General features: G+C 61.5%; 10 protein-coding genes. 7 read left to right on the forward strand and 3 right to left on the reverse strand.

Features of this window, described 5'->3' with window-relative positions; genetic code table 11:
* Positions 1–37 precede the first annotated feature (37 nt).
* The 5 genes from AC1RT2_RS15045 to AC1RT2_RS15065 all read left to right on the forward strand — a co-directional run bounded on the left by AC1RT2_RS15045 (position 38) and on the right by AC1RT2_RS15065 (position 6,524).
* Positions 38–1,012, forward strand: coding sequence for a tripartite tricarboxylate transporter substrate-binding protein (locus AC1RT2_RS15045; RefSeq protein WP_493103505.1), 975 nt, complete (start codon positions 38–40; stop codon positions 1,010–1,012).
* 144 nt (positions 1,013–1,156) lie between these two features.
* Positions 1,157–1,618, forward strand: coding sequence for a tripartite tricarboxylate transporter TctB family protein (locus tag AC1RT2_RS15050; protein ID WP_493103052.1), 462 nt, complete (start codon positions 1,157–1,159; stop codon positions 1,616–1,618).
* A 9-nt stretch (positions 1,619–1,627) separates the two neighbouring features.
* Entirely contained in the window at positions 1,628–3,133 is a 1,506-nt protein-coding gene (locus tag AC1RT2_RS15055) for a tripartite tricarboxylate transporter permease (protein ID WP_069062186.1), read from the forward strand.
* Positions 3,134–3,260: 127 nt separating this feature from the next.
* The gene (locus AC1RT2_RS15060; protein WP_493103054.1) at positions 3,261–4,145 is read left to right on the forward strand and encodes a helix-turn-helix domain-containing protein; all 885 of its coding nucleotides are present in this window, start codon (positions 3,261–3,263) and stop codon (positions 4,143–4,145) included.
* Between the two features lie 162 nt (positions 4,146–4,307).
* Positions 4,308–6,524, forward strand: a complete 2,217-nt coding sequence (locus AC1RT2_RS15065; RefSeq protein WP_493103056.1) for a TonB-dependent siderophore receptor — start codon at positions 4,308–4,310, stop codon at positions 6,522–6,524.
* Positions 6,525–6,629: 105 nt separating this feature from the next.
* Here AC1RT2_RS15065 and AC1RT2_RS15070 read toward each other — a convergent pair whose 3' ends face one another.
* A complete protein-coding gene (locus AC1RT2_RS15070; RefSeq protein WP_493103058.1) occupies positions 6,630–7,652 on the reverse strand; it encodes an LLM class flavin-dependent oxidoreductase in 1,023 nt (340 codons plus the stop codon).
* Between the two features lie 325 nt (positions 7,653–7,977).
* Here AC1RT2_RS15070 and AC1RT2_RS15075 point away from each other — a divergent pair, with 325 nt between their 5' ends.
* Positions 7,978–9,108 (forward strand): RHE_PE00001 family protein, encoded by a 1,131-nt coding sequence (locus tag AC1RT2_RS15075; RefSeq protein ID WP_493103060.1) that lies wholly within the window; start codon positions 7,978–7,980, stop codon positions 9,106–9,108.
* A gap of 278 nt (positions 9,109–9,386) precedes the next feature.
* Here the strand turns inward: AC1RT2_RS15075 and AC1RT2_RS15080 are convergent, their stop codons facing one another.
* Together AC1RT2_RS15080 and AC1RT2_RS15085 are read right to left on the reverse strand one after the other, a co-directional pair.
* Entirely contained in the window at positions 9,387–10,460 is a 1,074-nt protein-coding gene (locus AC1RT2_RS15080; RefSeq protein ID WP_493103507.1) for an ROK family transcriptional regulator, read from the reverse strand.
* A 59-nt stretch (positions 10,461–10,519) separates the two neighbouring features.
* Positions 10,520–11,170, reverse strand: coding sequence for an SGNH/GDSL hydrolase family protein (locus AC1RT2_RS15085; RefSeq protein ID WP_493103062.1), 651 nt, complete (start codon positions 11,168–11,170; stop codon positions 10,520–10,522).
* Positions 11,171–11,432: 262 nt separating this feature from the next.
* Between AC1RT2_RS15085 and AC1RT2_RS15090 the strand changes: the two genes are divergently transcribed.
* A complete protein-coding gene (locus AC1RT2_RS15090; RefSeq protein ID WP_493103064.1) occupies positions 11,433–12,509 on the forward strand; it encodes an ABC transporter substrate-binding protein in 1,077 nt (358 codons plus the stop codon).
* Positions 12,510–12,563: the final 54 nt, after the last annotated feature.

Here is a 12,563-nt window from a genome sequence, read left to right on the forward strand (position 1 = left end):
CGGCTGGCCAATTCATCGGGAGGATTTGATGAAGACCATGAAAACCCTGTTTGGTATTTCCGCTGCGTTTGCCGTATCGCTGCTCGCCACCTCTGCCCTTGCCCAGACCTATCCGGAACGCACCATCACCATGGTGGTCCCCTTCTCTGCCGGCGGCCCGACCGATACCGTGACCCGCCTCGTTGCCGAAGCCATGTCGAAGGATCTCGGCCAGCAGATCGTCGTCGAGAATGTCGGCGGCGCTGGTGGCACGCTGGGTGCCGGTCGCGTGGCGAGCGCCGACGCGGATGGCTACACCCTGCTGCTGCACCATATCGGCATGGCGACGAGCGCCACGCTCTATCGCAAGCTTGCCTACGACACGCTGAACGCCTTCGAATATGTCGGCCTCGTCACCGATGTGCCGATGGCAATCGTCGCCCGCAAGGACCTCGAGCCCACCGACCTCAAGGGCCTGATCGACTACATGAAGGCCAACAAGGACACCGTGACGGTAGCAAATGCCGGCATCGGCGCGGCCTCGCATCTGTGCGGCATGATGCTGATGAGCGCGCTCCAGACGCAGTTCGTCACCGTGCCCTACAAGGGCACAGGCCCGGCCATGACCGATCTCCTTGGCGGCCAGGTCGATGTCATGTGCGACCAGACGACGAACACGACGAAGCAGATCCAGGGCGGAACGATCAAGGCCTATGCCGTAACCTCCCCCGCGCGTCTCGGCAACCTGCCGGATATTCCGACGGCCGAAGAGGCAGGCCTGCCCGGGTTCCAGGTCGGTATCTGGCACGGCATCTACGCACCCAAGGGCACGCCGACCGAAGTGACGGAGCGGCTTTCCAAGTCCTTGCAGCTCGCGCTGAAGGACCCGAACGTTGTCGCCCGGTTTGCCGAGCTTGGCACCGTTCCCTCGGCGGAAGCAGACGCAACGCCGGCCGCCCTCAAGGCGAAGCTGGAGGGTGAAATTGCCCGTTGGAAGCCGGTCATCGAGGCGGCTGGGCAGTTCGCCGACTAAGACAATCCCGGGTGAATGCAAGGCGACTTTCCGCCCGGAATTTGCGGAGACAAGGCTTGCATGGATCGGACCGTGGCGGTGTTGACCGCCGTCACGGTCTTTGACGTCTGCGCGGCCCATCCGGTCGCTGGAGGAGGGGATCCCATGAAACAACTAGAGTTCGACAGCACCAACGCGATCTGCGGCCTGACCTTTATCGCGCTTGGCGGCTTCTTCGTTTACCAATGCCTCAACCTGGAGCTTGGCACCGCATTCCGCATGGGGCCTGGCTTCTTCCCGCTGATCCTTGCGGTGATCCTGACCGGTCTCGGCGCGATCGTGCTGGTGCAGGCAACGCGTGTGAAGGGCGACCCGATCGGGCCGATGGCCTTGCGCGGGATGCTTTTCATTCTGCCCGCACCGATCTTCTTCGGGCTTACGGTGCGCGGTCTCGGCTTCGTCCCGTCGCTGTTCTTCACGGCGCTTATTGCAGCCTTCGCTTCGACGCGGATGAAACCGCTTATGGCGCTTCTGCTTGCAATCGGCATCACGGTCTTCTCGGTCGCGGTGTTCAGCTACGGACTCGGCCTGCCGTTCGAGCGGTTCGGCCCGTGGACGCGGCTCTAGGAGGCTCTCATGGATCTCATTAGCAACCTGGCGCTTGGCTTTTCCACCGCCGCCTCACCGGCCAACCTGGCCTTCTGCCTGATCGGCGTTCTGCTCGGCACGCTGATCGGCGTTCTGCCCGGCATCGGCGCAACGGCGACGATCGCCATGCTCCTGCCGATCACCTTCCAGCTGGAGCCGGTCTCCTCGCTGATCATGCTCGCCGGCATCTATTACGGCGCGCAGTACGGTGGCTCCACCACCGCCATCCTGATCAACATGCCGGGCGAATCCTCGTCCGCCGTGACGGCCATCGACGGCTACCAGATGGCGCGCAAGGGCCGGGCAGGGGCAGCACTTTCCATCGCTGCACTCGGCTCCTTCTTCGCCGGCACGGTATCGACCTTCCTTGTCGCAATCTTCGCCATACCGCTGACCGGCATCGCGCTGAAATTCGGCGCGGCCGAATACTTTTCCCTGATGGTCGTCGGCCTCGTGTCGTCGATTGCTCTGGCGCACGGCTCCATCGTCAAGGCGCTTGCCATGGTGGCGCTGGGCCTTTTGCTCGGCCTTGTCGGTACGGACATCTATACGGGCACGCCACGCTTTACCCTGGGCATCCGGGAGTACGCCGACGGGCTTAACTTCGTGGCCGTTGCGGTGGGTGTCTTCGGTATCGCGGAAATCCTGCGCAACCTCGAAGGCGAGAAGACCCGCACGGTCCTGATGGCAAAGGTCAGCGAGCTCTGGCCGACAAAGGATGATTTCAAGCGGATGGTCGGCCCCGTTCTGCGCGGCACGGCGATCGGCTCGGCGCTTGGCATCCTGCCGGGGGGCGGGGCGATCCTCGCGGCATTCGCCTCCTACACGGTCGAGAAGCGCATTTCCGACCGGCCGGAGGAGTTCGGCCAGGGTGCGATCGCCGGCGTTGCCGGGCCGGAATCGGCCAACAATGCCGGTGCACAGACGTCCTTCATCCCCCTGTTGACGCTCGGCATTCCCGCCAACCCCGTCATGGCGCTGATGGTTGGCGCGATGATCATCCAGGGTATCGTTCCCGGCCCGAACGTCGCCGTCGAGCAGCCGACCCTGTTCTGGGGCATCATCGCCTCGATGTGGATCGGCAACCTGATGCTGGTGGTACTGAACCTGCCGCTGATCGGCCTTTGGGTGAAGCTGCTGACGGTGCCCTACTACGTGCTGTTCCCCATCATCATGGCGTTCTGCTCGATCGGCGTCTACAGCGTGAACTCGAACGTCTTCGACCTCTATGCGGTCGCATTCTTCGGGCTCGGCGGCTACCTGCTGGTCAAGCTGCGCTGCGAACCGGCGCCGCTGCTGCTTGGCTTCGTGCTCGGCCCGCTGCTGGAAGAGAACCTGCGCCGCGCCATGATCCTGTCGCGTGGCGACCCGACGACCTTCGTGACGCGCCCGATCAGCGCCATCCTGTTGGTGATTGCCCTGGCAGTCCTGGTTGTCGTCTTCCTGCCGTCGGTCAAGGCGAAGCGCGAACAGGTTTTCCAAGAAGAAGACTAAGAAGAAGAACCTGCGGGGAAGGGAAGGGGCGGTGTCAAACCGCCCCTTCTCGCATTTTAGCGATATTGCATTGCCGCGAAATTCCCGCTAAAAAACTTGATAAAATTAGGAAGGAATAGTTCGCCGGATGACGTTCCAGCCGCGCATGCAGAACAGGATCGAAGGCTTTTCCGTGGTCGGCGGCCTCAATCGCCGGCACTGGAACGGGATCGTCGCCGATGTCTGGGATGTGGAATGCGCGGCCTATGCCGGCGGCTATTATGTCGGCCGGGACCCGCGTCTCTTCATCCTGCTGGACAAACGCGGCCCGGGTGCGTCCCGCATCCGCCTGTCACAGGAGGGGCCGGAAAGCGCCGCGGATTGGCAGCGCTGCCCGATTGCCTATATCCCCGCTGACTTCGAGATGTGGGCGGACCTTGCCGATCATCGGTTCCTGCGTCATCTCGACCTGCATTTTGACGTGGAAACGATCAGCAAGCGCCTCGCCGAAGACCTCGATCCGGAGCGTCTGGCGACACCGCAACTCTTCTTTTCCGACCCCCGCCTTCTCTCGCTTGCGCAGTTCATTGCTGCCGAATGCACCAATCCGCAGCCGCTGCATGATCTCTACGGCGACGGCCTAGCGCTTGCGCTGATTATCGACGTCATGAAGCTTGCCAAGGCGCCGGGCCGCAAGCGCAGCCGGCTTGCCGGCTGGCAACTGCGCCGCGCCACCGATTTCATTGAAGAAAACTGCCTGCGCAACATCAGGCTCGAGGAACTCGCCAACCTGATCGGGCTGTCGCAATCCCATTTCAGCCACGCCTTCAAGGCCTCGACCGGCGTGGCCCCGCATCAATGGCAGGTCAATGCCCGGCTGCGCCGTGCCAAGGACTTGCTTTTGCAGGGCGAACAACCACTGACCGCAATCGCCGCCGAATCCGGTTTTGCCGACCAGGCGCATTTCACCCGCGTCTTCCGCAAGAATTTCGGCACGACGCCTGCCCATTGGCAGAAGACGCAGCTCGCCTGAATGAAGGCGGGACGGGCGGATGTTCAGCGCCCGGAAAATTGCCCAAGAACGTTCAATTTTCGGCGAATGCGACAATCCCGACAATTAAATTTGAGTTAACCACTCATCTTATCGTTATCGGGGTGCCTGCGACGGGGCAGGCGTGAGTGGGGTATCCGTAAAATGAAGACGAAGCCGAAGAGAGAACGGCAGTTCAAGCTGACGCTGGCGTGCGGTACGGCCACAATCGCCCTGCTGGCGCCGCTTGCCGCGATCGCCCAGGATGCGAGCAAGCCGACCCTGCTGCAGGAAATCCGCGTCGAAGGGACTGACTCGAACACCGGCGTCGAACCGGTGCGCGGCGTGGTGGCGAAATCCACGCGGACCGGCAGCAAGACCGCGACGGCTCTCAATGAGATCCCCCAGTCGGTAACGGTTGTCGGTCGCGAGCAGATCGACGATCAGAGCCCACAGAAGATCGACGAGGCCCTGCGTTATGTTGCAGGCGTGAACCCGTCGACCTATGGCACGGATTCCGACACCGACTGGCTCTTCATCCGTGGCTTCCAGGCCGACCAGACCGGCATGTTCCTTGATGGGCTCTCCCTGTTCCAGACAGGGTTCGGCACGTTCCTGGTCGATCCCTTCTTCCTCGAACGGATCGAGGTCATCAAGGGCCCGAGCTCAGCGCTCTATGGCGGCGCCAGCCCAGGTGGCTTCGTCAATTTTGTCAGCAAGCGGCCGACGGACGAGCCGCTACGCTACGTCGAGACCGGCATCAACAGCTTCGGCAACGGCTATCTTGGGCTGGATTTCGGAGACAAGCTCGGCGACAACGATGCCGTGAACTATCGACTGACCGGAAAGATTTCGGGTGGCGGCTGGGAAACCGACAAGTCGGACGACTTCCGCGGCACGATCGCGCCCAGCATTACGTGGAAGCCGGACGAGGATACCAGCCTTACCATTCTCAGCTCGTATCAGAACGTCGACCTGACGCATACCAGCACGGGCTTCCTGCCGTATGAAGGTACGGTCGTAGACAGGGATGGCGTCGGCCGCATCCCGCGTGATCTGTTCTATGGTGACGAGAGCCACGACATCTACGAGCGTCAACAGGCGATGATCGGTTACGAGTTCGAACATACGTTCGACAACAACTGGACGGTTCGCCAGAACCTGCGTTACGCGAGCGTCTCTCTCAAGGAAGATGCTCTGTACACCAACGGATGGTCGTTCACCGACCCGACGAAGCTGGCCCGCTACCGTTTCGCGCACGATACGGACGTCGGCATCTTCACGGTCGATAATCAGCTCGAAGGTGAATTTGCCACCGGGCCTCTTGATCACACTCTGCTGCTTGGATTGGACTATCGCCATTATTCACTCGATCACACACAGGCTGTTGGATATAGGACGGACGATGGTTTGGACCTAGGCCCCCTTAACCCGGTTTACGGAGGGGTTGACATACCGGGGCTCAACAACCCCTATCTTGACCAGGATTTGAAGCGGGATCAGCTTGGGATTTATGCGCAGGATCAGATCAAGTTTGGCGATGGGTGGATTGCGACACTCAATGGTCGCTACGACTTCGTATCGACCGAAGTCGCTAACTACGACCATGCGACCAAGACGTTGAAGACTACTGACAGCGAAGAGGGTGAGTTTACGTGGCGGGCCGCGCTTGCCTACGAATTTGCAAACGGCCTGACGCCTTACCTCAGCTACTCGACGTCCTTCAATCCAACGACATCAACGGATGAAAAAGGCCGCCTGCTGCAGGCAGAAACAGGCAAGCAGTGGGAAGCTGGTGTCAAATATCAGCCGGATTTCATGGATGCTCTTATTACGGCAGCCTATTTCGACATAACGCGACAGAATGTATCCAGCACGATTACCGATCCGGATACTGGAATTCCAACGACGTCTGCCATCGGCGAGGTGAAGGCCCGCGGCTTCGAGACCTCGATCCAGGCGAATGTCACGAGCGGGCTTCAACTGATCGGCGCTCTGACCTATATCGACATGGAGGTCACGAAAGCGACAGGCGGATCGTTTGACGGTACGCCGGCTGGCAATACGCCGATCCAGGTTCCCGATCTCACTGCATCGCTGTGGGCCGATTATGCGTTTCAGGGTGATACGCTCGAAGGGTGGAGTGCCGCTGCGGGGCTGCGCCATATCGGCAAGTCTTGGGCGGACCGTGAAAATACGCGCAAGGTTCCGTCTGCGACGCTTGTCGATGCCGCTATCCGTTACAAGAAAGACAATTGGGGCGTTGCACTCAACGTCTCCAACCTTTTCGACAAGGACTACGTTGCGTCTTGCCAGGGACTAAACTCCTGCGGCTATGGCGCGGGACGCACCTTCATGCTCAAGGCAAGCACCTCCTGGTAACATCTTCGACGGCCGAAATGTCGGGCATCGCTGAGCATTAGACATAAAGACGCGCCAGGCTCTCTGGCGCGTCTTTTTGTTTTCAAAGAACCATAGAATAGACGTCTACCGCCACCCCAGGGCCGGGGCGACGTGCTTCAGAATCGCCTCGATGACATGGGCGTTGTATTCGACGCCCAGCTGGTTCGGTACGGTGAGCAGAAGCGTGTCCGCTTCCTTGATCGCCTCATCCTCGGCAAGCTGCTTGATGAGTTCTTCCGGTTGGCCCGCATAGGAGCGGCCGAAGATCGCCCGGGTCTTGTCGTCGATGAAGCCGACCGAATCCTCTTCCTTGCCGCCGCGGCCGAAATAGGCGCGGTCCCGGTCGTCGACGAGCGCGAAAATGCTGCGGCTCACGGAAACACGCGGCGTGCGGCTGTGGCCAGCTTCCTTCCAGGCCCCGCGATAAGCGCGGATCTGCGCCGCCTGCTGGACGTGGAAGGGTTCGCCCGTCTCATCGTTCTTCAAGGTCGAACTTTGCAGGTTCATGCCGTGTTTCGCAGCCCAGACGGCGGTGGCGTTCGAGCTTGCACCCCACCAGATACGCTCGCGCAGGCCTTCCGAATGGGGCTCGAGGCGCAAAAGACCGGGCGGATTGGGAAACATCGGCCGCGGGTTCGGTTGCGCAAAACCTTCGCCCTTCAGGATATCGAGAAACACTTCGGCGTGGCGGCGGCCCATGTCGGCGTCGCTCATGCCGTCCTGCGGCTCAAAACCGAAATAGCGCCAACCATCGATGACCTGCTCGGGCGAGCCGCGGCTGACGCCAAGCTGTAGACGTCCGCCGGAGATGAGATCGGCGGCACCAGCGTCCTCTGCCATGTAGAGCGGGTTTTCATAGCGCATGTCGATAACGGCCGTGCCGATCTCGATCCTCTTCGTCCTGGCGCCTATGGCTGCCAGCAACGGAAACGGGGAAGCGAGCTGGCGCGCAAAGTGGTGTACCCGGAAGTAGGCCCCGTCAGCGCCAAGCTCTTCCGCCGCGACGGCAAGGTCGATCGACTGCAGCAAGGTGTCACCCGCCGAGCGGGTTTGCGATTGAGGGGAGGGGGTCCAGTGTCCGAAGGACAGGAAGCCGATTTTCTTCATGAATGTCTGCCTCGACGCATGGCGTCCTTAGGAGTGTGATGGCCGGAAGATGGGATATCGAAGCCGGCTTGAAAAGGCGCGCTCCGCGAACGCAGTGTTCACCGATCGATGCTGAACGGGCGATCCGGTGCAAAGCCTTCCCGCGATTGCCGATTTCGATTTGCGCTTCGACCGGCACCGTTGAAGAGCAAAACTGGACGTTCTATCATCATAATCTGGGCGTTTAGGACCGGTCGAGGTGATGGATGAGGCGCGGCGATCGCACGCCATTTCCATCTAGCGGACATTAACTATGATATAGTGTCCGTTTGACAATTCGTTTACCATGAATTCAATGCGTTATGATCTTTCAAAATTGCCGCTGCACAGCCTGTTACCCCGCATCTGCGGCGCGACGGCTGCATTGGCGCGCCTCGACGAGCGCCTCGCCCATTCGCCGGTTGGCGAGGGCTGGATCGAGCGCATGCATTTCACCGATGCCTGTGCCTCGCTGTGGATAGACGGTGAACTTGTTCATCTCGAGGATCTTGTGCTGCACGATGACGGCCACGATATCCGCACGCCGACCCACGAACTCACAATCGCCCGCGATGTATTACGCACACGCCGGCGCATTGTCTTGCAGCCGCCGGATTGGGCGCTCGGCATAGAAAGCATACGCAGCCTGCGCGGCTTAGGTGGTGCTGACCCGATAGGGGATAGGCAGAAGGCATCTGCGCCTCTTGCTGGCGATGACCCCGTGGCTCGGGCGAAGGAAGGGGAACCGGACATGTCCGATCCCCTGGCGAGGGAACTCGCTGCGATGGATGCCGTGCTGGCACGATCAGACGCCGTCTTGTCGGGCGCCAGCGTTCCGCCGCGACGGGGTGGCCGGGAGAAGGACCCTCTCGTCTACGATCTTGATTGGGACGAGGATGCACGGCTGGAGGAATGGCGCGTTGCCGTCGATGAAAGCAGGGAATTGCCCCCGGCCCTGCGCGCCGTATTGCTGCTCGATGCCTGGAATACCCTGCAGGTCCTGCAGCATGCTCCATGGCTGGGGCGCCTTCTCGCGGCAGCCTGCCTGCGCGAAGCGGGCCTCACAACGGGGGCGCATCTTGCAGCCGTCAATCTCGGCATGAAGACCATCCGGCGCGAACAGCGTGTGCACCGCGACCGGGATACCCGCCTTGCCGCTCACCTCGATGGGGTGACGGCCGCGGTGACTATCGGCATGAAGGAGCATGATCGCCTGATCCTCGCGCGTCAGATGATGGAGCGTCGCCTTGTTGATCGTCGGACGTCCTCAAGGCTGCCGGACCTTATCGATCTCGTGCTCTCCCGCCCGATGGTGTCAACGGGCATGGTCGCGAGGGCACTCGGCGTGACACCCCGGGCGGCGCTGCGGATCGTGGAGGAACTCAAGTTGCGGGAGTTGACGGGCAGAGGACGTTTTCGCGCGTGGGGCGTCTTGTAAGGGATGAGGTTCCTGCCGCCGGCGGAATGCTCCAGGTGGCAGGCGGCAAGTGGTGCGCCTTCTGCATAGCTGCATTGCACAATAAATGTTTTCCAAACGGTCAAAAAACGAGCATAGTACCCTTAGTTGATGCACATGGCGGTCTCCTCCCAGTCCGCTGCATCAGCTGTTCCCCTCTGGAGGTTTAAATATCTCCACACTTCATGGGCCTCGGTTTTCCGGTGGCCCATTTTTTTTGATTTCGCGCGGAACTCGATCGCGATCGCCCGCACGCCCCTCTAGTTCACCATGAAGCGCGAGCTGAACGGCAGGCTTGCAGCCCCGATCGCCTTTGGCGCGGCGGATGTCTTGCCGACCACCGCATCGATGGTGGGGATTTCCCGGCGAATGAGATCGCAGAGCGCTTCGCAGGCCGCAGGGGGAATGAACGAGGAGAGCACGACGGTCTTCAACTCGATGAAATGCAGAAGCGACTGGACCGATCGGACGAGGCTTTGCGCGCAGGCCTGCTGCCAGGCGTCAAAGGCTGGCCCCATCGGCGGCCAGGCCTGGGATGGCGTCCAAAGCTTTTCCACCGCCGCATCGCCGGCTGGCAGGGTGCGTTCGAGCGCGAGCATGCCGACATCTTCGCTCAGCGGCGAATTGCCGTTGTAGATCTGGTGATTGAGCACGAGGCGGCTGTGCAGGCGGGCGCCGAGATAGAAGAACAGGAAATCCTGCAACTGTCGCGCGGCACCGAACAGGCTTTCACCACCGGCTGCTGCGGTGATGTCGTTCTGCACGAAGACCGGAAGGCCAAGCTCCGCCTCCATAAATCGGTGCAGGATGGCATGGTCTGGGCCGGCCTCAAGCGGTGGCGTCGGCAACGCCAGCCCAATGCCCGCAATGCGTCCCCGCCGGCTGTCTGAAAGGCTGGCAATCGCATTGCGGATTTCCAGTGCCAGCCCCTCCGACGCGTCGAAGACGCCGGCGGCCCTGTGCGGCATCACATGCTGGTGTTGTACATTGCCGATGAAGTCGACGACGACGATGTGGCTGTTACGATAGCCGACGCTGACACCGACGGAGTAGGCACCCTCCGGATTAAGCATGATGGGTGTCGTCGGTGGTCCGACGCGGCCTTTTTGCGCCTCGCCGCGCATGACAAGGCCTTCCTGCTCGAGCGAGCGCACGATCACCGAGATCGTCTGGGCCGAAAGGCCGGTCTTCTCGCCGATTTCAAGTCGCGTCGTCGCCTCGTTCTGCAAAAGCAGCGAGAGCACGAGACGCTCGTTGTAGCTGCGCACGCTCAGCGAATTGAGGCCGCTCGCGCGGTCGGCGATGCGAAGCGGATTGGGGGGCGCAAATCGCATGTCAGGCAAGGGGGCGATCCTTCCCGCAAAGGGCGGCGTCGTTCCGGGTGGGGGTGCGCCTACGCATCTGGCCACCCGATTGCCGCCACTTCCTGCGCCAGGGCCTCCCCGAGGCGGCGGTGAGCCTCCCCGTCGATATGGAAACCATCCGCCGGCGAACATTGGCAGGCCGTGCCCGCATCGAAGAAATGCACCTCCAGCGAATCTGCCATGATTTCAAATTCGAGCGCCAGCTTGCGGGATTTTTCCTGCGCGCCGGAGAAGATCGCCTCCCATTCCCGCAGGTCGTCGAGCATCGGCGGCGGCGCCACGATCATGATCTCCGGATCATGACCCGCGGGCCCGGGCGAAAGCTCCCGGATATCGTGCACGAGGCAGCCGATGCCCATGGCGACCTCCGAGGGCGGCATGTTGAACCGCCGCTTCAGGTCGTTGGTTCCCAGCATGATGATGATCAGATCGAGCGGCGCATGGCTTTGCAGGCAGGGGCGCAGATAGGTTCGGCCGTTCTTCAATGCCCCTTCGATCGGGTCGTCATGCACCGTCGTGCGGCCGCTGAGCCCCTCCTCGATGATCTGCCACCCGGCACCGAGCGCGCCCTCCAGCACGCCGGCCCAGCGCTCTTCGCGGCGATAGCGCTCAAGCGGCCCGCGACCCGGAATCTGGCCGTAGGTGTTCGAGTCCCCGAAACATAGAACGGTCCGCTTCACTGTCTCCTCCACCGTGCCGGCTGATCGCATCTGCGGCGCAGACTTCGCATCCGGGCGGGCGATTTGCAAGGATCGCTAATTATTCATTCAGTCTGAATAACTATTGACAGCACAAAGCGCCAGTGATTTTGTGTCGGCCGGAGGAGAGCTTCAGGTCGTTTCAGGCTGCGAGCGAGTGCGTGACGAAGGTCACGGGCTGCCGATATCGCATGCCTTTTCGCCCGCCTTCCTTTCGTTTGAGGCCTGCTTTTGGAGGAAAAGTATGAGCAGCATCATCAGGAAAATCGGCATCACGGCCCTGTTGGCCGGCGTGGTCTTTGCCCATAGCAGTCTGGCGCAGGAGGTGCCCCTGCTCGACGGCGTGACGACCCGGGCAGAAAACAACCCAAGCGTCGAAGAGGGTAAGTACAAGAAGGATGCCCCCTGGGTCATCGGCATGAGCAGCTTCGGCGTCAATGCAAATACCTGGACGGTGCAGGTGGCGCACGAAGCGCAGGCCGCCGCCGACCGCGATACGCGTATCACCAAGTTCGTTCTGCTCGATGCCGGCTTCGATCAGAAGAAGCAGGTCGCCGATATCGAGGACCTGATCGCCCAGAAGGTGGATGCGATCATCGTCCAACCGGTCACCTCAACCTCGGCCAATGCCAGTATCGAGAAGGCCGTAGAGGCGGGCATTCCGGTCGTGCTTCACACGGGCCGCATCGAATCCGACGCCTACACGACGGAGATCCAGGGCGGTGCCGAGCATTTCGGCAAGGTGATGGGCGACTTCCTCGTCAAGGAACTCGGCGGACAGGGGAATATCTGGGTGCTGCGCGGCCTGGCAGGCCACCCGGAGGACACCAACCGCTACAACGGCCTCAAGCAATCGCTCGAAGGCACCGGGATCAAGATCACCGCCGAGGAACATGGCGACTGGCAATACGACAAGGCCAAGAAGGTCTGCGAGACGCTCTATCTCAACGATCCGAATGTCGCCGGCATCTGGTCGTCCGGCGCGGACATGACGCGCGCCTGCGTCGACGTGTTCAAGCAGTTCGGCGCCACGATCCCGCCGATTTCCGGCGAGGGCAACAACGGCTTCTTCGGCCAGTGGATCGCCGACAATTTCAAGTCGATCTCGTCGGAATACAGCCCTGCCCAGGGTGCAGCGGGCATCCGCGCCGCCGTCGCGCTGCTGGAAGGCAAGGCGCTCAAGAAGCACTACGACTACAACCCGCCGGGCTGGGACCTCGAAAAGGTCAAGAAATACTACCGTGACGATCTTTCGGCCAATGTCTGGTGGCCGTCGGAACTCTCCGAAGAGCAGCTCAAGCAGTTCTACGCCAAGCAGTAGCGTGTGCTGCAGGGAGGCAGGCGGATCGCCTGCCTCCGGTCGCGGTTGGGAGGG

This window comes from Shinella sp. GW821-FHT11G07, assembly GCF_058808115.1.